The organism is Rhodococcus sp. 05-2255-1e (genome assembly GCF_002259025.1).
In the GTDB taxonomy this organism is placed as follows: Bacteria; Actinomycetota; Actinomycetes; order Mycobacteriales; family Mycobacteriaceae; genus Rhodococcoides; species Rhodococcoides fascians.
In genome coordinates, this window is the sequence record NZ_NOZE01000005.1 from 20,649 (window position 1) to 41,546 (window position 20,898).

Consider the following 20,898-nt stretch of genomic DNA (forward strand, 5'->3'; position numbering starts at 1 on the left):
TCGGATCTACTTCTCGCTCTTCGGCTTACGCTGGTCTTTCGGCTTACGCAGTGCGAATGCCAATGCTCCGCCGAAGGCGAGGACCGCAACCACGACCAGCACGATGGGACCGTAGCCGCCGAGGAACCCGTCCTCGGACTCTTCCGAGGTGCCCGACGCATCGGCCGGTGCCCCGGGTGTTCCGGACCCTTCCTGCGTCAGCGTGAACGTGGCCGTGCCGCTCACCGGATGACCGTCGGCCGAGGTGATGCGGTAGGCGAGGGTGTACTCGCCGGCAGGGCCCAGATCGCCGACGTCGACGATCACGCTCTGGCCCTCGATGCGTGCATCGCCCTTCGACCAGATGTTGCCGTCGGGGCCGACGACGTTGAGCGTGGCGAACTGCGACTGCGGCACCTCGTTGAAGGTCACCGATGCCGTCGCCGGAGATGCGTCGAGCGAGGAGCCGTCGGCCGGGCTGTACCCGGTGACCTGCGAATGAGCCGAGGCAATCGGAGCCGCGACCAGCAGTGCCAGCAAGGCCACCGCCGATACGACCACCGCTTTGGCGGACACGGTCAGCGCCCTCACGAGCGTCGGCTCCGTACGGTTGCACCGATTCCGAGGCCGGCGCCGACGGCACCGAGAACGAGCCCGGCACCGGCAATCCACCGGGCGGTGGTGTCCGAGGAGGACGTGGACGTCTGCTCGGCTGCGTCCGTCGTCTCGGCGTGGGCTCCGCCGTGCGCGTCACCGCTCGATGCTGCGAGGGTCAGTGTGGGAGCGGGCAACTCGGGCTCGCTGCCGTCCTCGGTCATCGGCTCGTTCCACTGCACGACCTCACCGTCGGTGTAGGTCTGGGTGGCCGGGAACGACACGGTTTCCTGCTCGGGCAGCGGCCCCGCGGAGAGCAGGAACTGCTGGAACTGGCCCGGACCGACCTCGGCACCGGGATTCGCCGTCCAGGTCACCGACACGGCGAGATCGGCGGAGTCCTTCTCGACGGTGGACGTCCACCCCGGAATGGGCTGGGTGCGAGCAGAATTGAGGCCGGGCAAGGTGACCTTGACCGAGTTGGTCGATGCGGTGTCGGACTCGGTGGGGACGCGGAACGTCAGGACCGAGTAGCCGCCCTGCGCGGCGTCGGGCGCGGAGACGACCACATGGGCGGAGGCTGCGCCTGCGCCGATCAGCAGTGCGCCGACGGTGGCACCGGATACGAACAAGGCACGCGGAATGGAACTCTTCATGAGTGTTGGGTCATTTCTGTACGGAGGTGGAAAGAGGATGTCGGATCAGAGTTACGAGCTGATCGACATCGGAGGCCCACGACGAGAAATGGCCCAGTCCAGGGCAATACCGTGCACCGACGGCATCGCGACGGAGAACCGGACGCGACCGACAGCAGAACCGTCGGGCAGGGGAGTGAGGAGCGCGAGAACGGCACGAACAATCGATGTGATCGGGCCGTAGAGACGTTCGGCTGCGGCGATCAACAGCGCGGCGACCAGCGACGCGGCCGCGTGAAAGCCGATCATCGCGGCGCTGGGCAGCAGCGAATGGCTGTGTGACGAGCCCGACATGCCGGCCATGTCGCTCAGGCTCAGTGCGGTATGAGCGAGGAGTTGGCCACCCATCAGGGCGGGCAACAGAACAGTCGAGCGACGCGGAACGGCAGTCATGGCACCGACGCCGAGGCTGACCACGATCAGCAGAGCCAGGCCCGATCCGCTGAGATAGCCGCCGCCCGCCATTCCGTGCGCAGCAACCGCCAGCGCGGCGGTGACCGTACCGACAGCTCCGCCGCGAAGCGGTGCAGCAGAGCCGTCGGTCATCGGATGGTCGGTGAGATCAGCGCACGCCGAGGCGAGCGAGCACGTCCGCTTCGATGCCGTCGAGCTCAGCGGAAATGGCGGCGTGGGCAGTCTTGCGGCGTGCCGGCGGCATCTGCTCGGCGGCGCGGACAGCGGTGGTCAGATCGTCGAGACGCTCGCTGATCGCGGCACCGAAACTCTTGGTCTCCGGATCCGAATGACGCGATCCGATGGTGCTCAGCGACTTCTCGGCACCGGCGATCCGGGCACTGAGCTTGCCGCCATGGCCCGAGTACTCGCTCAGCTGGTCGGGTGCGACACCCAGCTGCTGCGCCTTGCGGTTGTCGAGCTGCCCGCGAACGACGGTGGCAGCGCGGTAGGCGATCGGAGCCAGCACCGGCAGCAGAAGCCGAGCAATACCGAGATACTTACGAATCTGTGCCACGTTCAGCGTGCCGGCCGCAGCCGCCTTCTGCTGCGCCCGCAACGCCGAGACCTGGGCCTTCTCGACGTTCTTCTGCGACTTTGCCTCCACCGCGCTGAGCTTGCGCTGCGCCTTGGCGATCGACTTCAGCTGCTTGCGCTCGTTCTTCGCGCCGAGCTTCGCCTCGAGAGTGGCCTTGTGCTTGAGGGCCTTCGCCTCCGCCTTGCGAGTGGCACGACCTTTGCGCTTACGGAACAGACCCATCGACAAGGCTCCTGACATGTGCTGCTAGGCGGTAACGGTGCGTTCCACACAGCCTAATGGGTTGGTCCCCAGGCTCCACTCCCGCCTAATGGGTCGGTCCCCAGGCTCCACTCCCGCCTGATAGGCAGCTGTTCTTCTTCGGCTGTCGGAGGGCTCACCTAATGTCTAGCGGTGTGAACGGTCAACGAGATGCGGCAGCGTCGCACGTACCTGTGCTGCTCGACGCCGGATCGTTGACGCGATGTCGGCACCGGCTCTATCTCGACACCGCTTACGGGGCGCTCCTGCGCGGTGAACCCGAGAATCCCGGGGTGCGGCAACGCCGAGAGGCGGCCCAGGCGCATCGCGAGAACATTCGCGCGCAGTTGGCAGCGGCCGACCCCATGCAGTGGACCGAGATCGACGAGCCCACGGCCCGTGCTGCGGCCGATGCGACCGTCGCGGCCTGCCGCGCAGGCGTCGAACGTATCTGGAATGCAGTTCTGCCACTCGAACGCGATACCGGCCGCCGCGGACGGAGCGAGCTTCTCGTGCGGGACGCGTCGGGCGGCTACATTCCGGTGATCGTCGTCAATCACAAGGTGACCGACCCCGGGCGCGGCGCGCGCACCACCCCGCTCACGCACTGGGCTCCGGCCGTCGACGAAACCCGCAAGGTGCGCAGCCAGTTGCGCGATCAGCTCCGCCTCGCGCACCTGTACCGCATGCTCGCCCACGAGGGCTTGGCCACGGCTACCCCGGTCGGGGGCGCAGTGGGTTATCGCGGAGAGTGCGTGTTGGTACACGACCTGACTGCCGCGCTCGACGAATACGACATTCGATTCGCGGACCGGCTTGCGGTCGCGAGCGGTGACGCGGTGACCGTTCCCTCGCAGATCAGCGAATGCCGTTCGTGTGCTTGGTGGTTCGACTGCAAGCCGCAGTTGGTGGCGGCCCGCGACGTCTCACTCGTCGCATCGGGATCTCGAGCGGACGTGCTGCGCAGCGCTGGAGTGCGGACGATCGACGAACTGGCGCAATGGACCGGTCCGGCTCCCGAGGAGTGGCCCTTCGGCAACTTCGACGACGCGGTGTCCGCGGCGCTGGCCTGGCGCGCCGACGTGCCGCTTCTGCGTCGATCGGAGACCGTGACGGTCCACCGCGCCGACGTGGAGGTGGACGTCGACATGGAGAGCTATCAGGAGCACGGCGCGTACCTGTGGGGCACGCTCCTCACCGAGGCAGGCGGACCGCCGCCGGAGTATCGCGGCTTCGTCACGTGGGATCCGCTGCCCACCGTCGACGAGGGACGCTCGTTCGCGGTGTTCTGGAACTGGTTGATGGACACGCGGGCCGATGCCGCGGCTCGCGGCAAAACGTTTGCAGCGTATTGCTATTCGAGACAAGCCGAGGACAAATGGCTACTCGACTCGGCCCGACGCTTCGCCGACGTCCCCGGAGTGCCCACCGAGGCGCAGATACGCGAATTCATCGACAGCGAGCAGTGGGTGGATATCTATCAGGCCGTCAGCGACCAGTTCATCTGCCCGAACGGCAAGGGGCTGAAGAAGATTGCCCCGGTGGCCGGATTCTCCTGGCGCGACGAGGAAGCCGGCGGCGAGGCGTCGATGGGCTGGTACCGCGAGGCCGTCGGATACGACGCCGATCCCGATCACACCCAGCGAGAACGGCTACTCGTCTACAACGAGGACGATGTGCTCGCCACCAAAGTGTTGCGCGAGTGGATGTCCGACCGCGCCGAGGACGAGATCCCGACCGTGGCGGACCTGCGCGCTCGCGTGTGACCCCGCGCCCGAGAAGTCGGGGCCACACGCGAAAGGACTTCTAGCGCGGTGCCATCCGGATCGCGCCGTCCATGCGGATCGTTTCGCCGTTGAGGTAGTCGTGCTCGGCGATCATCTGCACCAGCTGGGCGTACTCGCTGGGCTGTGCGAGACGCGACGGGAAGGGCACGGACGCTTCGAGTCCCTGACGGTATTCCTCGGTGACACCGGCGAGCATCGGGGTGTCGACGATGCCGGGGGCGATGGTGTTCACGCGAATGCCGACCTGGGCCAGGTCACGGGCCGCGGTGATGGTCATCGCGTGCACGCCGCCCTTGGAGGCGGTGTAGGCGATCTGGCCGATCTGACCCTCGAATGCGGCGACCGATGCGGTGTTGATGACAACGCCGCGCTGGCCGGCGTCGTCGACGGTGGACTGCGACTGAATGCGGTTGGCGGCCAGCCGCATCACGTTGAACGTGCCGAGCAGGTTGATGGTGATGACCGTGCGGAACAGCTCGAGATCGTGCGGTCCCTTCTTGGACAGGATGCGACCCGCCCAGCCCACGCCTGCACAGTTGACGACGATGCGCAGCGGCACACCGGACTCGACGATGGTGTCCAGTGCGGCCTCGACCTCGGCCTCACTGGTGACGTCGGCGGGAATGAGGGTCACGCCGTCCGGGACACTGTCTCCGGCGCGCTCGATGGACTGCGGCAGATCGAGACCGAACACCGTGACGCCGGCGCCTGCCAGACGTGCTGCGGTTGCTGCTCCGAGGCCCGACGCGCCACCGGTGACGAGTGCTGCTGTTCCTGAAATCTCCACGTCGTACGATCCCCTTCGTTAGCGGTGTCGGGTCGCGGCACAGGCAGCGACCACGCTGTGTTCTGCACCATAACCGGCGGGGGACCTCACCCCACTCCCAGGCACCCCGCTCTCCCGCACCCGACTCTCCCGCACCGAGGGGTCGGTCGGCCTACCGCCCTTCGAGTGACGGTGATACTCCCTACGGATTCGTGAGTCCATGCTCGTTGTCACTTCTGCGCTCGTCGTCACTTCTGCGGCGAAATGTACGAAGCCCGGTCAGGATTGCGGCCGCAGCAAACAAACAAGTAGCCACCCAGGACCAGATCGAAAACTCACCGTCCTGAGTTCGACTCACGGAAACAACGGCCCACAGCAGCGTCAGTGCCGACCAGAAGAAGACCCACCTTGTCCCGATCGCAACATTCATCGCCAACTCCTTGCATCCCGACGGGAGCCCGTGCCCCGTTGACACTGAATCGTGGTCGTTCCATCACATGCAGCCAACGTTATCGCCTCGGTCGGCCGCGACGGGCCGGCCTCGACGAAACCGCATCCGGCCAGGAGTAGTAGGACGGCGGCCGATGAGGGTCGGCTCCGGCCCCACACCAGGCAGGACGGAACCTCACTCCCGTGCCCGCCGATCAGGGCAGAATGCGGCCGGAGTCGTCGTACTCGACTCGCTGGGCACCGTCCCCGAGGTCGTCGAGCAGGATCGTCGCCGCGGCGGGTCGGCCCGGAGGCAGCAGGCGAACCGTCACCGATCCCGTCACGGCTCCGTCCAGACTGCTCGACGCCCCCGCAGCGATGTCGTTGCGGACCTTCTCGCTCAGTGCCGTGGGGCTTCGGTCGTCGAGCATCGTGACCTCGACGCCACGGGCGCGAGCCGAGCGTGCCGCTCTGGCCAACTCGGGCAGTACGAGCCCGCGGGCCCGCAGGGTGTCGCGGAGCTCGGCTTCGAGGAGTCGGCACGCCAGGACTTCCTCGTCGGTGAGATCGGGGCCGTCCGCGATGCGCTGCAGGAGCGGGCGGGCGAGCGTATCGAGACTGGCCAGGCGGGCGTCACGTTCTTCGAGTACCGCCGCAGCGGCGGCCTGGGCGGCGATGCGGATGGTGGATTGTTCACGGAGCTCGAAGATCGCTGCACCGAGGGGTCGGATGGTGAAGGCGAAGAACGTCGCCATCAACAACGGAGCAATATTGATGGCGCTGAACGACAACCCGAACAGTGCGCCTTGACCCGTCCAGGCTGCCCAACCGACGACGACAGACATCGTGAGCGCGAGTCCGAACCACGCGGCCGGCGTGCGGCCACGGACACACATGAACGTGTAGATCACGACGGACATACCCAGAGGCCAGGACTGCAGACTGCCGGTCAGCGGCACCGGCACCACGGCGAAGACGAACGACGCGGCCACCGGCCCGGACACTGTGAGCAACGCCGTGGACCGTGGGCTCAGCGGATCCCCCGGCGCTCTGAGCAGCAGGATGACCGCGGCCGAGAACACCAGCACCGAGATGAACGGCGGCCACACCGCGGACATACCCTTCAGCGTCGCCGACGCACACACGGCGCACGCGAGGATGTAGAAGCCGGCGACTGCGTACGCGGCCCCCGACTTCATCGACAGCAGGTCGCGAACATCCTCGCCGTTCATCGCGCCCAGCTCAATCGCACAGTGGTTCCGCGGCGGGAGGTGTCGATCTCGGCCGAACCGCCGTCGAGCTGACGCATCCGCCCCTCGATGCTGACGGCGACGCCGAGTCGGTGCGGAGGCACCGAGCGTCGATCGAAGCCGATACCGTTGTCTCGCACGATGACTCGCAGTGCCGACGGGGCCAGCTCGACCGTCACCGATCTGGTCGACGCCTGAGCGTGAACGACGCTGTTGCGCAGTGCTTCTGCTAGTGCGCCCGCGATCGACCGGACCGCATCGGCAGGGTAACTCGCCGAGGAATCGGCGGGGTCCTCGCGGACCCTGAAATCGATCGACTCGTCGACCGTCGATGCGGAGGCCCGCATCAGAGCGATCGTGTCGTCGACGGTGAAATCGTGTGTCGCAGTGTCGGTGTGCAGTCCGTCCAGATGGGCCAATGCCGAACGTGCTTGACGGGCCAGGCTGGCAGTGCGGCCCTGGCGAGCGACCGCCAGCAGTGACGACATGACCTCGTCGTGGATGAGGGCGTCGAACCGTTCCCGTTCGACTTCGCGTGCATTCGCCGCAGCCGCCCGTGCGGCATCGCCGTGGGTGGCGCTGATGGTGGCATCGAGAATGCGACCGGTACGCAGTGCGGCCAGAGTCGCCGCGACGAACACCGTGCAGAACATCAGCCCGAAGAATATTTCGGCGATGATGTTGCTGCGAGGAAACGGCTCTCGCACAGCTTGATTGATCAGCTGCACGATCACCACCGAGACGGCCGTGTGCACGAATGCCGGGATGGGTCGCCACACGGTCGCGGCCGCGAGTGAGGCCAGGCCGGGGAATGCGGACAGGAACATTCCGCTCCGATCGAAGGTGGTCCCGTCCCAGGCCACCCACCACAGCAGGGCCATGACCGGGAATGCCAACGCTGCGATCGAACCCGCAACCTGGCTGACCCTGATGCTCGGGTGAAAGGTGAAGGCTCCGAACGCGAGACCGGTACCGAACACGACGATCACGGCGGCCGGGGTCCACCACCCGGGGACCGTGACGCTGCTGCGCGCGATGTCGGGAACGAGCAGCAGTAGATATGCCGCGTAGCCGGTACCGACGAACCGGCCGAAGATCCTGATGAGCCGATCGGTCGAACGGTGTGCCGCGTCGCTACCCGTCGCCTGCAGGTTGTCGTTCATTCACCCCTCCGCGAGGAGTGTAAACCAAGGTCAGACGTCTTCGGTGGTGCTGCGCTTCTCCACTTCCTGCGGAGCGTCGCTGCGGGAGCGTCGGACGAACGCAGCGGCGACGATGAGGGCCGAGATCGCCACCACGACTGCGGCCGCCACGTACGGAGCCGACGTACCCGGCATCAGTCCCTCGAAGAACAGGACCGCGCCGAAGACGAAGAACAGAATGGCCGCACCGTACTGAATCAGCCGTTCCGGCAGGTGCTTTCCGAGAACGGCACCCAGCACGATAGCGAGGGCGTCGGCGGCGACCATGCCTACCGTCGAGCCGATCCACACTCCGACCCAATCGTTGTCGGCGGCCAGAGTGACGGTGGCCAGCATCGTCTTGTCGCCCAGTTCGGCGAGGAAGAACGCGGACGCGATGGCCAGGAAGGCCGACTTGGTGACTCGCGACGCCTTGGCACCCTCGTCGTCGGACAGCGAATCTCCGCGCAGGGTCCACAGACCGAACACGACGAACGCGAGCCCGCCGACGATCGAGATGGCTTCGGTGGGGATGGACACACCGAGGAAATGGCCGACGGCGACCGAGACCAGATGCACGACGGTCGTGGCCACCGTGATGCCGCCGATGACGACGTACCACTTGTAGCGCAAGGCGAACGTCATGGCCATCAGCTGGGATTTGTCACCCAGCTCGGCCACGAAAATGACAGCGAAACTCAACAGTAGAGCGGACAGCACAGCAGACTCCTCGGTCGTCGAACGGACCGAAGGTCTCGCCCACCGGAAGTACCGGTTCAGGTGCCGGGTCGTGGAAAACGACCAGTATGTCGACACGTTGATTGGGGGCTACTCCCCTTCGCTGCAGACGACTTTAAGTGCCGTTTCTCCAATTGTCCAATGCGCCAATAAGTTTGGGGACCCGAAAAATCGTGTACGGGGAGCGGTCAGGATGCGAGGAGCATCGCCAAAACTGCGGTGTCGGGATCGCTGATCGGATCGAGGCCGACCCGACTGATCATCGACGTCACGGTGCCGTCGGATTCTGCCTCCACCCACGCGGCCCGGTGATCGAGGCCCAGATGCGGAAGACCGGGCAGCAGAACGCAACCCGAGGCCGCGCCCGCACATTCCGGCAGAGAAGGCGTCGTCTCCGACGGTGGATGCAGCATCAGCAACGCGGCCGGCTGATGGTCCGAGAACCGCCCGGGAGCCAACGCGAAATCGCCGATCACCGGTCCCTCGGCCAACACCAGGCCGACCGTCCCCGGCTCCGGATCCTCGGGCAGCTCCTCCCGCACCCCGAACACCGTCGACGTCGCCAACAGACCCGGCATCGACGCGACCCGGACGGCCAGCGCCAGGAATTGAGCCCACTCCTTGGTGGTGTCCGGCCAACGACCGGAGATCACGAACCCGCGCAGTAGACCGGCGGCGTGAAAAGGTGCGACACCGATGAGATCTCGATCGTCCATTGCGCATCCCTCCCAGACAGGTACGAGGCGGAAGCCGGGTACACGACGTTGGGTAAGGAGAAGAATGACCCGAAAACGGCTGGCACACAAGATGGGGAGAGTGCCAGCCGAAAACGTAGCCGGCCCACTGCGGCTCGGCAGCCGATACGCTGCTGCGGTGAAAAACAGAGGATCCGCCCGGCGAACCGTCGTCTCGTTGCTGTCCGTTGCGCTACTGCTGAGTGTCGCCGCATGCAGTCGGGAAGAATCGACCCCGGGCGAGACCGGCGGCGAGGTTCGCACCGTGCAGCATGCGTTCGATGAGACGAGTGTTCCCGTCGATCCACAGCGCGTGGCCGTGCTCGACGGCGACCGCACGTTGGAAGCCGTCGTCGCGTTGGGCATCCAACCCGTCGCGGCAGTGAAGCCGCCGCTCACCGGTGACTACGCACCCGTCGTCCGGGATCGGCTCACCACCGAACCGATCGACATCGGATCCGTCGACGCCGACGTCGACATCGAGGCTCTGACGGCTGCCGCACCGGACCTGATCGTCATGCGAACGACGGGTGAGGACAACCGAGCGCTGTACGACCGGGTCGCCCCGATCGCGCCGACCGTCGTCGTGGAATACACCCCGGCCTCGTGGCAGAACACCTTGCAGCAGCTGGCGGGAATCTTCGATCGGCAGGAGATCGCCGACGGTTTGCTGGCCGACTATCGACAGGCGGTCGACGAATCCGAGTCACGCTCACCTCGGGAAGGCAGCACGTTGACCGTCGCGCGAGTGCGCACCGACTCGCTGCGGTACATGACGCAGGACGGATCGTTTCCTTACGCCGTCCTGGCCGATCTCGGCTACCGCGCGCCCGCACAGCAGGATCGCGGATCCGACGCTGTGCAGACGGTCGACGTCAGCCCGGAACTGATCGACGTGCTGGCGGCCGACGACATCCTTCTGCTCACCGATGCCGGGACGGAGGACGCCGTGGCGCAACTGCGACAGAACCCGCTCTTCACCGGTCTCGGAGCTCGGGTGACCGAGCTGCCGTCCAAGGATTTTCTCTTCGGCAACGTGCTGACCGCCCAGGCCCTGGTCGAGACCGCGACCGAAATCGGGGGCTGACGTGCCGGCATCCGAACGCTGGGTCGGCTGCGCTGCAGTGGCGCGCGAGAACGACGAATCGCTTCGCGGGACAGCTGCACGCGCACACGGCTGGGTGTTGATCGAGCACCGAGGCCCGTGGGGCCGCGAACCGTGGGGGCCGGGCGGTCCGCTCGGTCGAATCGGCACCGAACTCTCGCGTCGCTGCAAGGCCGTCGGGGTACGCCCGCAACTGGTGCGAGAAACGCACGGCAGGCGTGAACCCACCGAGACGCGACAGGTGTTTCTCGCGCACTCGGGTCGCCGCGGCCCGTGGCTGGAGAAATGCTCGGTCGATACCGTCGAGCAGATACTCGAACTACCGCTCGAAGCCGCCGCGGCGGGCACCCCACCTGGTATCGGGACTCGCGTCGACCAGCGGCTCTACCTCGTCTGCACGCACGGAAAGAAGGATCCGTGCTGCGCGGTGCTCGGTCGGCCGGTAGCGGCGGCCCTCGCCGGATCCAGCGGGCGGGTATGGGAATCGACGCACCTGGGCGGGGATCGATACGCAGCGGGCATGGTGGCCCTGCCCGACGGCAGCTACTACGGCAACCTCGAACCGACCAACGCGCAGGCCGTCGTGGACGACCACGACCGCGGGCATCTCACGCTGCGCCACTACCGAGGCCGCTGCACCGACGACACCGTCGCCCAGATCGCCGAACACGCAGTACGAACCGAATACGGGCTCACCGGAATCGACGACGTCCACCCGTCCGATGTCACGTCGTCCGGCGCCGCGTCGGATGTTGTGGTGGTGACGACGTCGGGAAGCGTGCAGGTACACGTGACACCCGATCCCGAGCCCCCGCGCCGAACGACCTGCCGTTCCGAGGACGTCGCGAGACCGGACCACGGCGTCACGACCATCGGGTCGGTGCCCGCCGCCGGGAGGGCGTGACCTTCGAAATGCGACAGGGCCACCGCGTCGAACGCGGTGGCCCTGTCTGCGATTGCGCGTCGTGCGGCAATCTCGAAACCTACGGGAAGATCAGGCCCGGGGTCTTCGACGTGGCGGCCTCGAAACGAGCCTGGACGTCGGCCCAGTTGACGACGTTCCAGAACGCCTTCACGTAATCGGCCTTGACGTTCTTGTACTGCAGGTAGAAGGCGTGCTCCCACATGTCGACCTGCAGCAGCGGAATGATGCCCAGCGGCACGTTGGCCTGCTGATCGTAGAGCTGGAAGGTGAGGAGCTTCTTGCCCAGCGAGTCGTAGCCGAGCACTGCCCAGCCGGAGCCCTGCAGGCCGTTGGCAGCAGCGGTGAACTGTGCGCGGAACTTGTCGAACGAACCGAACTGGTCGTCGATCGCGGCACCGAGTTCGCCTTCGGGCTTGTCGCCACCGTTGGGCGAGAGGTTCTTCCACCAGATGGAGTGGTTGACGTGGCCACCGAGGTGGAACGCGAGGTTCTTCTCCAGCAGGAAGATGCTGCCGTGATCCTCGGCCTCGCGGGCTGCAGCCAGCTTCTCGAGCGCGGTGTTGGCACCGGCGACGTAGGTGGCGTGATGCTTGGAGTGGTGGAGCTCGTTGATCTCGCCCGAGATGTGCGGCTCGAGGGCGGAGTAATCGAAATCAAGGTCGGGCAAGGTGTACTCGGACACGTGGTTCCCTTCTCTAACGACGCCGTGCCCATCGCGTGATGCGGGCACGTTCGTCCTACTGCGGATCTTTCGTAGGGTTCAACCCAATCTCATTCCTACCCCTTGTGCAACCGTTGTAACCGAGATGCTTTTCTCGGAATAAATCCACGTGAACAAGACAGTCGAATTCCTGGGCTGCGAAAACCTGCGATTGTCACGAAATAGTTGCGTAACAGCGCCGAATTGGTCCACACCATGAACGGAACCTAAACTCGAGGGTGTGAAAGGGGACCGTCCGAACCGAAATTCGGTCGACGAGTCCGCCGCCGCACCGGCCGTGACCGCGCCCCGCGTCCAGATGAACGGTGCCGATCTCCTGCGCGTCATCGCCGTCTGCGCCGTCCTCTACTCGCACATCTCGTTCTACCTACTCGACGACGTCGGCGGCGACTGGTGGATGCTCGACATCGTCAACCTCGTCCTCATCGACGACGTAGGCCTCAACCTCCACCTCTCCTTCGTGGGCGTGAGCATGTTCATGCTGCTCACGGGGCTGCTCATCACCCGATCCGCTATGCGGCAATCGCGTCGGGACTTCATGGTCGCGCGCCTCGCCCGACTCGTGCCCGCCCTCTGGTTCGCCATCGCCCTGGCCGTCGTACTCGTCAAACTCGGCGTCAACGGCATGTTCAGCGGACAACCCGGAATCAGCAACGGAGAGGCCGTACTCAGCTTCTTCCTCGGCGGCTTCTTCCTCCGACCCGAGGTCGCCGTACTGGGCGTCACCTGGACACTCGTCGTGCAAATCGTGTTCTACCTCTACTGCGTCGCAATGCGCTCGGCGCTACGCGCAAGCCCGATCACCGTGCCCCTCATCGGAGCCGCACTCTGCACACTGGTGATCCTCTGGAACCTCTACCTGCCCCAGCCCTACACCATCCCGTTCCTCACCAAAGTCGCCGGAGTACTGCCCACCCTGTTCCTCGGCCAGATCTTCTACCTCGGCTGGGCGAAACTCGTCACCTGGCGCTGGATCGTCATCGGCGTCGTCGCACAAATCGAAGTGATCCGCCTCGCCATCGACGTCCACACCTTCTGGATGGGCGAGACCTACCTGTGGTCACTGCTCGTCGTCACCGGCACCGTGCTGATCCTGGCCCGATACGACGGACCCATCACCCGCTGGCCCATCATCGGCTGGATCGGCACCCGCAGCTACGCCATCTACCTGATCCACACACTCGTGCTCTACCGCATCTACGCAGCCGTGGAACCGCACTTCGGACCGACCGCCGCCGTCCTGGCCTTCCTGACCGGCACCGCCGCACTCGCCGAAATCATCTACCGCTGGATCGAACTGCCCGCAGCACGACACATCAGCACGCGATACCGACAACTACGCACCCGATCTGCCGCTTGACCCCAGCCCGCTGGGTAGTGACCCCCGCTGGGTAGTTCACCCCCGCTGGGTAGTGACCCCCGCTGGGTAGTGACCCCCGCTGGGTAGTGACCCCCGCTGGGTAGTGACCCCCGCTGGGTAGTCACCCCCGCTGGGTAGTCACCCCCGCTGGGTAGTGACCCCCGCTGGGTAGTCAATGTGACATTTGGTGGCCTTTTCGGGGGTGGATGTCACGTTGAGTGGACTTGGGTGCGGGGAGATCAGAGCTGCGGGATGACTTCGGAGGCGACCAGTTCGAGGTGATCGAGATCGGTGAGGTCGAGGGTCTGCAGGTACACGCGAGTCGCGCCGATGGCCCCGAAGCGGCCGATTTTGTCGACCAGTTCGGCGGGACTTCCCGCGGCCCCGTTCTCGCGGAGTTCGGAGACGTCGCGGCCGATGGCGGCGGCGCGTCGGGCGATGTCCTCCTCGGTGCGGCCGCAGCACAGGACGAGTGCGTTGGAGTAGACGAGGGAATCGGGGTCACGGTCGGCGGCAGAGCAGGCGGCGCGGACGCGTCCGAACTGCGTTTCGGTGTCCGCCAGCGAGGCGAAGGGGATGTTGAACTCGTCCGCGTATTTCGCGGCCAGGGCCGGGGTGCGCTTCTTGCCTCCGCCGCCGATGAGGATGGGGGGACGCGGCGATTGGACGGGCTTGGGGAGGGCGGGGGAATCGGTGACGGGGTAGTGGTTTCCCGCGTGCGAGAACGTCTCGCCGGTCGGTGTTTCCCACAGCCCGGTGATGACGGCGAGGGACTCTTCCAGTCGGTCGAAGCGCTCACCGAGCGCCGGGAACGGCAGGCCGTATGCCTTGTGCTCGTCCTCGAACCAGCCGGCACCCAACCCCAGGTCGACGCGGCCACCGCTCATGGCGTCGACCTGCGCGACGCTGATGGCGAGTGGGCCGGGGTAGCGGAAGGTGGCGGAGGTGACCAGCGTGCCGAGCCGGATGGTCGACGTCTCACGAGCCAGGCCGGCCAGGGTGATCCACGCGTCGGTGGGGCCGGGCAACCCGTCGCCGCTCATCGCGAGGTAATGGTCGGATCGGAAGAAGGCACCGTAGCCGAATTCCTCCGCGGCTGTGGCGACCCGGAGGAGGTCGTCGTAGGTTGCGCCCTGTTGCGGTTCGGTGAAGACGCGTAGCTCGACCGAGGAGTGAGAAGTCATGTTTGCCAGGGTAATCAGCTTGGACAAACGACCGCAGACAACAGCTGTGTCAAATCACGATCGATCCACAGCCTTCGTTGGTACTCGATACACCGGCAATCAGTTGTGAGGCCGTGACCTGTGGATAGAAACCGGCACGGGCCCCGATTCTGTGCATCAACCTGTGGATATTGTGGATAACTTTCGTGAGACAAAGTGACGTAGGTCATAGCTGGGGCCGTCCATCGTCAGGCGGGCACGAGTGGCAGTCGCGATCGCACCCGTGACAAGATCGAGAGGTGTCTCACCCCGAGCAGTCGCCCGCCGTCACCGTAGACCGCCTTCCGGTGCCGTTCCCGGAAGCGGCAGTGCTGCTCGACGTCCGAGAAGACGACGAGTGGCAGGCCGGACATGCACCCGGTGCCGTGCACATCCCGATGGGCGACATTCCGTCCAGAGCAGGCGAAATCGACAACCAATCCGAGATCTACGTCGTCTGCAAAGCCGGCGGGCGCTCGGCTCGGGTCGTCGAATACCTCAATCGCGTGGGCTACGAGGCGATAAACGTCGAGGGCGGGATGCTCGACTGGCATGCCGCCGGTAGGCCGATCCAGCGCGACGACGATTCGGACGAAGCGAGAATCATCTAGATGTCGGCACCGCAGGGGCGCGCACAGGCGTTCCAGGTCTGCGCCCGCTGCAGCACTCGCTGGGCGGTCGGCGCACGGCCGGGTACGTGGTGCCCCCGCTGCCACGGCGTGCTGCTCTCGCCGGTGTCCGCTCGGGCACCGGCACAGGGCCGCCGCAATTTTCGGTGGGTTGCGCGGCCTGCGTCGTCGAAGGGCAAAGCCGTCTGTCCCGCCCGGGTCGCGGTACCGACCCCCACTCCGCGGTACGACTCGACGCCCACGTGGGGACTGCGCGACACCCCACGCGACCCCGCAGCACACACGCCCGCCGGCCGCGTCGAGCAGTACGCAGCCAACGCGCAGACGTTCGTCTGGATCACGGCGCTGCTCTTGGGGCTGGCGGCGTTCGCCGAGCTGTTTCGCTACGGAATTCTGCTGTACAACCGCACCCGATTGCTGTCGCCGATCACGCTGGCAATTTCCGATGCGCTGGTCTATTTCGCACAGGTCGGCGCGCTCATCGTCGGTCTGCTCGCGCTGATCACGACGTCCTGCTGGCTGATTCGGCAACGCCGGCTGGCCTACGCATCGGTCGGTGCGACCGAGCCGCGGTCGGTGCGATGGATGCTGCTGCTCTCGATGCTGCCTCTGGTTCGGATCGTGATGCCCGGGGTGTACCTGACGGAGATCGTGCGCCTCCGAGCCGAATCCGACGGCGACGTGTACCGCGAGCTCACCTTGATCCGGATCTGGTGGGCCGTCTGGGCGACGAGCAACGCGCTGGTCGTCGTGCAGGTGCTGTGGAGTCTGCGCAACACACTGCAAGCCCGCGCCGACGGCGTTCTGCTCGCCGCCGTCGTGGCGCTCGTGGCCGCAGTTTCCGCGGTGCTGACCCTGGCCGTCATGCGCCGACTCGAGGGCCGCACCCTGCGCGGTTCGGCGTTGTCTCGTCCCACCCGCTGGGTCATCGCACCCAGCATCGAGCGAAAGACCACGCAGTCCGAGACCGAGCAGACCGAGACCCAGACTGAGCAGACCGGGACCGAGCAGACCGAGCAGACCGAGCAGACCGTGACCGAGCAGACCGACGCAGCTCGTGCGGACTCCGGGGCCGAGAAGGACGACCGGGCGGTGACGGTCTCGTGAGCCCGGACCGACGCGGCCCTTTGGTCGTCGCGCACCGAGGAGCATCTGCGGCGAAGAAGGAACACACGCTCGCCGCCTACGATCTCGCGTTGCGGGAGGGAGCGGACGGCGTCGAATGCGACGTCCGGCTCACGAAGGACGGCCGCATCGTGTGTGTGCACGACCGCCGCGTCGACCGAACCTCGAACGGCACCGGAATCGTCAGCGAGATGACCTTCGACGAGCTCGCCCGGTTGAACTACGGCGATGCTGACGAACCCGCCGAACTTCTGACGCTGCACGACCTGATCGCGCTGATTCTGGATTGGACCAGCAAGCCGGTCAAGCTCTTCATCGAAACCAAGCATCCGGTGCGCTACGGCTCGCTGATCGAGGCCTCGGTGCTGGCCGAGCTGCACCACTTCGGAATCGGCGCGCCTGCCTCGGCGGATCATTCGCGGGCGGTCATCATGTCTTTCGCGCCCTCGGCCGTGTGGCGAGTGCGCCGCTCGGCACCGATGCTTCCGACGGTCCTCCTCGGCGACAGCTCGCACTATCTGGGCGGCGGAGCAGCGACGACCGTCGGTGCCACCGCAGTCGGTCCGTCGATCCGGGCGTTGCGTGAGCACCCGACGCTCGTCGATCGAGCAGCCGCGTCGGGCCGTGCCAGTTACGTGTGGACGGTCGACGAGAAAGAGGACGTGGACCTGTGCCGCGAACTCGGTGTCGGGTGGATCGCGACCAACCATCCCGGACGAACGCGCGCCTGGCTGGAATCGAAGAACGTGTAGGTTTTCTGGCGTGGGTAAGAGCAAAAGAAACAGCGGACCGAAGCAGGACAGCAACCGGGCGGCCAAGCTCGCACAGCGTGAGGCCGAGCGCGCCAGCCTCGAGTCGGGGACGACGCGGCCGTTCGAGGGCCTGGCCGCAGAATGCGACCTGGTAGCGCTGCGCGAATTCGTGCCGTCGGCCACCGCCACCGCGCCGATCACGTCCGGCGGCCGCACCGTCACTCTGGCAACGGTATTGCCGGGAGCCGTCGCCGCTCTGGTACGCGAAGAGGCGGGCACTGTAGAAGGATTCGTCGGCCTGCAGGTTCAGACGCAGTCGAAAGACGTTGCAGCAGATATCAGTAGCGCGTTGGGCTGGGTCGCCGCCGCCCCCGCAGGTGAGTCGCTCGAAGCCTCGACGGTGGACGAGAACACTCCCGCATTGACCGATGTCCTCGACCCGTCCGCACTCCTCGAGATCACCGTGCATCAGGATTTCAATTGGTGGATACCGGAAAGTGCCACTCCCGCAGCCGATGTGGCCGCAACCGTGGAGCGCGCGAATCAGGCGATCATGCCCTCGGCGCGGATCGAGGCGGACGGTGTCGTTGCAGCATGGTGGGTCGATGCCGGCGACAAGGCGCACATCCGGTGGGTTCGCCCGGAGAGCGAGGACGACGTCATGCTCGCCCTCGCACGGTTGCACGCTGCCGGAGACCTGAATCTCGGTGAGGGCTCGCGTTATGCAGGCTCGTTCCGTACGCACGGGTTGCTGGTGCCGGTGTTCGATCTCGATCCAGAGATGCTTCCCACCGAATGGGCTGCTCCGACAAAGGAATTCGGGGAGAAGCTGAACGAGGCTCTTGCCGTCGACGCCCCGCTCACGGGAGCGCAGCTGCGCTCGCGGGACGGCCTTCGTGGCCGTCAGGTCACCCTGCGCTGAGCAGTCGAGCCCAACCGAGAGGTGCGGCGGCCCGAAAGTTGGTGCACCGAAACGCACGTCGGGTGGCCGTCGGACAAGGGCTGCTTGTCCGACGACCACCCGTATGAGCGCGAGATCTCTCGCGTTACTCGTCGATGCGTGTCGCGTGAAGCGAAATTACAGCGATCCGCCGGCGACGGTGGGTGCGCCTGCATCGGCGACGACGCTGGTGTTCATCTCGCGGGCAACGAACTGCTCGAGGTCGAACAGGTTGTGGCCGGCGCGGTCTGCGATGTTGAGCAAGGTCTTCATGCTGGCAACTTCCTCGACCTGCTCCTTGAGGAACCACTGCATGAACTGCTCGCCCAGGTAGTCGCCCTCTTCGCGGGCGGTGCTCGCCAGAGCGATGATCTGCTCGGTGACCGTCTCTTCCTGTGCCAGTGCGAGGGCGATGGCCTCACGCGGGTCCGTGAACACGGACTTCGAGGCGTCGACACCGGTCAATTCGACGGTGATGTCGCGATCGAGGAAGTACTGGACGATCATCATCGCGTGGTTACGCTCTTCGACCGACTGCGCGTAGAAGTGCTTGGCCAGCTGCGGCAGGTCGACATTCGCGAAGTAGACGGCGGTGGCGATGTATTGCTGCGAGGCGTTGAACTCGTTGCGGATCTGGTCGCGAAGAAGTGCGTGGAACTTGGTGTGGTTCGTTTCTTTGATGTCTGCGCTCATGATGAGGACAATATGCCTGGTCAGAGGGCATTGTCATCCAAGTCGAGCCTTATTGAGGCGAACGTAGCCTAATACAGTGAATCCTAAATGTCCCCTCTGAGCAGGGCGTTAGTTACGCGCTTCCGGCCTCTTTGGGTGCATTGGTGGCGCGGGTCACCGAGCCGAGCTCGCGTGCCACGTACTGCTCGATGTCGAACAGATCCGAACCTGCTCGCCGCACGATGTTGAGGAGGCTCTGCATCGCGGCTACTTCCTCGACCTGTTCGGTGAGGAACCAGTGCATGAATTGCTCCCCGATGTAATCGCCCTCGGCTCTGGCCGCCTGTGCGAGCGCGGTGACCCGATCGGTGACCGCCACCTCCTGCGCCAACGCCAACTCCACCGGTTCGGCGACCGAATCGAACGCGGTCACCACGTCGTCGATGCCCGACGCGTCCACCTCGAGTCGGTTGTCGATGAGGAACCGAATCATCATCATGGCGTGCCGACGCTCTTCGGCCGACTGGGCGTAGAAGCGGTGCGCCAACTGCGGAAGATCGTTGCGGTCGAACCAGATCGCGATGGCGACGTACTGCTGCGAGGCGGTGAACTCGTACCGAACCTGGGCGCGCAGTAGATCGTGAAACGAGGTGGTGGGCTCATGCGACGGCAATGTCATGATCCACAACGTACCGGCCGCACGCCCCCCGTCAGGGGCCGCCGGTCAGCAGATCTGCCGGAATTTCCCGATCTTGAGCGATGGCGTCGAAGAATGCCGGTGCCCTGGTGTCGTCCCACACGAGGACGTTGCCGACATCGGAGTCCTGGAAGCCGCCGACCGGCACGGTCGTCGTCACCGGCCCACCGCGCATCGCCCAGGCCAACCCGGCCAGGTTCCAGATGTGGTCTCCGTCGTCGACACTCAACGACGACGCGGTATCGGACACCAACGGCCACAGTTTCAAAGGATTGAGGAAAGTGGAAGCGCTGGTTGCCTTGTCGAGCAGAGCGGACATGAAGGCCCGCTGGTTGTTCATCCGGTCGAGGTCGGCCAATGCGGTCGCGCGGGATCGCACGAAGCCGAGTGCCTCGGAACCGTCGAGATCCTGACAGCCCGCGGGAATGTTGATGCCCGCCAACGGATCGTCGATCGCGTTCTGCACACACACGTTGACTCCACCGACGGCGTCGACGATTCCGGCGAAACCACCGAAGCCGATCTCGGCGTAGTGATCGATGTGTACACCCGTCGCGCCCTCGACCGTCTGCACCAACAGGGACGGCCCGCCGAACGCGAACGCCGCGTTCAGCTTGTCCTCGCCGTTACCCGGAATCGGCACGTACGAATCGCGGGGCAGGCTGACCATCGTCGTCGCCCCGCCGCCCTCGGGGATGTGGATCATGATGATGGTGTCGGTGCGGCTGGGGCCCACTTCGCCGCCGGTCGCGAGAGATGCTTCCTGCTCCGGCGTCAGGCCGGCTCGTGAATCCGATCCGACGAGAAGCCAATTGGTGCCCGGGGTGTCGCCGATCCTGCCGGGGTACGAGGTCAGGGCGTCGACTCGCGTGAGCGAACTGTCGACGTAGTAGACGATGCCGCCGATGCCCAGAACGAGGACGAGCAGGACGATCAGGAAGCGACGGCCCCAGCGCCGACGCTTGCGCGGCTTCGCAACCTTGGGGGGACGTGAATCACGTTGTGGCCGAGCTGGTTCCGGTCGGCGTAAGGCGCACTGCGGAGAAGCCGGTGGCTGCCTGCGCTCGTCGACGTACGGTTCCGGCTGTTGGCGCGGTGCGTACCCGGTGCGCCCGGCCTCGTCCTCGGCAGCGCGGGAGTACTGGCGCGTCGAGTTCGGCGGAACGGAACCGGCAGGGCCGGGTTCGGGTGCCTGCGACCACGCCTGTTGCGGTGGCACCGGGGCACCGTGACGAGGTGCGGCCGGGCGACCGTCGCGCCTGATGAATTCGGTGCCCTCGGGTGCGGGCCCCGGACGGCGAGGGGTCCCTCGCTCCGCGGGAGGTTCCGGGTTGTACCGACGGGGGTTCGGAACCGGCGGCGGACCGGGTCGGTACTGACGTGGTG

At 65.9% G+C, this 20,898-nt stretch carries 22 protein-coding genes; 8 read left to right on the forward strand and 14 right to left on the reverse strand.

Annotation, left to right across the window (positions count from 1 at the left end; all coding sequences use genetic code 11):
- Nucleotides 1-6 precede the first annotated feature (6 nt).
- From CH262_RS01605 to CH262_RS01620, 4 genes are read right to left on the reverse strand one after another with little or no spacing between them, the layout of a single operon-like run.
- Nucleotides 7-570, reverse strand: a complete 564-nt coding sequence (locus tag CH262_RS01605; protein WP_094716736.1) for a copper resistance CopC family protein — start codon at nucleotides 568-570, stop codon at nucleotides 7-9.
- Entirely contained in the window at nucleotides 567-1,229 is a 663-nt protein-coding gene (locus CH262_RS01610; protein WP_032366718.1) for a YcnI family copper-binding membrane protein, read from the reverse strand. The genes CH262_RS01605 and CH262_RS01610 overlap by 4 nt, the downstream gene beginning before the upstream one ends.
- 51 nt (nucleotides 1,230-1,280) lie before the next feature.
- Nucleotides 1,281-1,814 (reverse strand): hypothetical protein, encoded by a 534-nt coding sequence (locus tag CH262_RS01615; RefSeq protein ID WP_032381961.1) that lies wholly within the window; start codon nucleotides 1,812-1,814, stop codon nucleotides 1,281-1,283.
- A 16-nt stretch (nucleotides 1,815-1,830) separates the two neighbouring features.
- On the reverse strand, nucleotides 1,831-2,481 hold the full coding sequence (locus tag CH262_RS01620) for a DUF6474 family protein (RefSeq protein WP_027494864.1): 651 nt from the start codon (nucleotides 2,479-2,481) through the stop codon (nucleotides 1,831-1,833).
- Nucleotides 2,482-2,696: 215 nt separating this feature from the next.
- Here CH262_RS01620 and CH262_RS01625 point away from each other — a divergent pair, with 215 nt between their 5' ends.
- Nucleotides 2,697-4,265 carry a TM0106 family RecB-like putative nuclease gene (locus CH262_RS01625; protein WP_032385446.1) on the forward strand — a complete coding sequence of 523 codons (1,569 nt, stop codon included), beginning with the start codon at nucleotides 2,697-2,699 and terminating at the stop codon, nucleotides 4,263-4,265.
- A 40-nt stretch (nucleotides 4,266-4,305) separates the two neighbouring features.
- Here CH262_RS01625 and CH262_RS01630 read toward each other — a convergent pair whose 3' ends face one another.
- The 5 genes from CH262_RS01630 to CH262_RS01650 form a co-directional block, all read right to left on the reverse strand.
- A complete protein-coding gene (locus CH262_RS01630; protein WP_027494862.1) occupies nucleotides 4,306-5,073 on the reverse strand; it encodes an SDR family NAD(P)-dependent oxidoreductase in 768 nt (255 codons plus the stop codon).
- A gap of 623 nt (nucleotides 5,074-5,696) precedes the next feature.
- On the reverse strand, nucleotides 5,697-6,713 hold the full coding sequence (locus CH262_RS01635; protein WP_094716737.1) for a hypothetical protein: 1,017 nt from the start codon (nucleotides 6,711-6,713) through the stop codon (nucleotides 5,697-5,699).
- Nucleotides 6,710-7,612, reverse strand: coding sequence for a sensor histidine kinase (locus CH262_RS01640; protein ID WP_371828530.1), 903 nt, complete (start codon nucleotides 7,610-7,612; stop codon nucleotides 6,710-6,712). The genes CH262_RS01635 and CH262_RS01640 overlap by 4 nt, the downstream gene beginning before the upstream one ends.
- A 312-nt stretch (nucleotides 7,613-7,924) precedes the next feature.
- Entirely contained in the window at nucleotides 7,925-8,632 is a 708-nt protein-coding gene (locus tag CH262_RS01645) for a TMEM165/GDT1 family protein (RefSeq protein ID WP_032385334.1), read from the reverse strand.
- 206 nt (nucleotides 8,633-8,838) lie between these two features.
- Nucleotides 8,839-9,366 (reverse strand): hypothetical protein, encoded by a 528-nt coding sequence (locus CH262_RS01650; protein WP_032374202.1) that lies wholly within the window; start codon nucleotides 9,364-9,366, stop codon nucleotides 8,839-8,841.
- A gap of 157 nt (nucleotides 9,367-9,523) precedes the next feature.
- On the opposite strand from CH262_RS01650, the gene CH262_RS01655 reads away from it, so the two are divergent.
- Together CH262_RS01655 and CH262_RS01660 are read left to right on the forward strand one after the other, a co-directional pair.
- Nucleotides 9,524-10,471, forward strand: a complete 948-nt coding sequence (locus CH262_RS01655) for an ABC transporter substrate-binding protein (RefSeq protein WP_179274887.1) — start codon at nucleotides 9,524-9,526, stop codon at nucleotides 10,469-10,471.
- A gap of 1 nt (nucleotide 10,472) precedes the next feature.
- Nucleotides 10,473-11,393, forward strand: a complete 921-nt coding sequence (locus CH262_RS01660; protein WP_094715613.1) for a sucrase ferredoxin — start codon at nucleotides 10,473-10,475, stop codon at nucleotides 11,391-11,393.
- A gap of 79 nt (nucleotides 11,394-11,472) precedes the next feature.
- Here CH262_RS01660 and CH262_RS01665 read toward each other — a convergent pair whose 3' ends face one another.
- Nucleotides 11,473-12,096 carry a superoxide dismutase gene (locus CH262_RS01665; protein WP_019667073.1) on the reverse strand — a complete coding sequence of 208 codons (624 nt, stop codon included), beginning with the start codon at nucleotides 12,094-12,096 and terminating at the stop codon, nucleotides 11,473-11,475.
- A gap of 259 nt (nucleotides 12,097-12,355) precedes the next feature.
- Between CH262_RS01665 and CH262_RS01670 the strand changes: the two genes are divergently transcribed.
- A complete protein-coding gene (locus CH262_RS01670; protein WP_032381964.1) occupies nucleotides 12,356-13,495 on the forward strand; it encodes an acyltransferase family protein in 1,140 nt (379 codons plus the stop codon).
- A gap of 239 nt (nucleotides 13,496-13,734) precedes the next feature.
- On the opposite strand, the gene CH262_RS01675 is transcribed toward CH262_RS01670, so the two are convergent.
- On the reverse strand, nucleotides 13,735-14,679 hold the full coding sequence (locus CH262_RS01675) for an LLM class F420-dependent oxidoreductase (protein WP_094716739.1): 945 nt from the start codon (nucleotides 14,677-14,679) through the stop codon (nucleotides 13,735-13,737).
- Nucleotides 14,680-14,957: 278 nt separating this feature from the next.
- Here CH262_RS01675 and CH262_RS01680 point away from each other — a divergent pair, with 278 nt between their 5' ends.
- The 4 genes from CH262_RS01680 to CH262_RS01695 are packed head-to-tail and all read left to right on the forward strand — an operon-like array spanning nucleotide 14,958 to nucleotide 18,125.
- Entirely contained in the window at nucleotides 14,958-15,308 is a 351-nt protein-coding gene (locus tag CH262_RS01680) for a rhodanese-like domain-containing protein (RefSeq protein ID WP_027494854.1), read from the forward strand.
- Nucleotides 15,309-16,433 (forward strand): DUF4328 domain-containing protein, encoded by a 1,125-nt coding sequence (locus CH262_RS01685; protein ID WP_094716740.1) that lies wholly within the window; start codon nucleotides 15,309-15,311, stop codon nucleotides 16,431-16,433. It begins immediately after the preceding gene.
- Complete coding sequence (locus CH262_RS01690) at nucleotides 16,430-17,203, forward strand: glycerophosphodiester phosphodiesterase (RefSeq protein ID WP_027494853.1); 774 nt, start codon at nucleotides 16,430-16,432, stop codon at nucleotides 17,201-17,203. Before CH262_RS01685 ends, CH262_RS01690 begins: the two co-directional genes overlap by 4 nt.
- A gap of 10 nt (nucleotides 17,204-17,213) precedes the next feature.
- Nucleotides 17,214-18,125, forward strand: a complete 912-nt coding sequence (locus CH262_RS01695) for a DUF5926 family protein (RefSeq protein ID WP_179274888.1) — start codon at nucleotides 17,214-17,216, stop codon at nucleotides 18,123-18,125.
- Between the two features lie 156 nt (nucleotides 18,126-18,281).
- Here CH262_RS01695 and CH262_RS01700 read toward each other — a convergent pair whose 3' ends face one another.
- The 3 genes from CH262_RS01700 to CH262_RS01710 all read right to left on the reverse strand — a co-directional run bounded on the left by CH262_RS01700 (nucleotide 18,282) and on the right by CH262_RS01710 (nucleotide 20,776).
- Nucleotides 18,282-18,836, reverse strand: coding sequence for a ferritin (locus tag CH262_RS01700; RefSeq protein ID WP_027494851.1), 555 nt, complete (start codon nucleotides 18,834-18,836; stop codon nucleotides 18,282-18,284).
- A gap of 112 nt (nucleotides 18,837-18,948) precedes the next feature.
- On the reverse strand, nucleotides 18,949-19,494 hold the full coding sequence (locus CH262_RS01705; protein WP_032371710.1) for a ferritin: 546 nt from the start codon (nucleotides 19,492-19,494) through the stop codon (nucleotides 18,949-18,951).
- Nucleotides 19,495-19,525: 31 nt separating this feature from the next.
- Nucleotides 19,526-20,776: an LCP family protein gene (locus tag CH262_RS01710; protein ID WP_256988637.1), complete on the reverse strand. Its 1,251-nt coding sequence runs from the start codon at nucleotides 20,774-20,776 to the stop codon at nucleotides 19,526-19,528.
- Nucleotides 20,777-20,898: the final 122 nt, after the last annotated feature.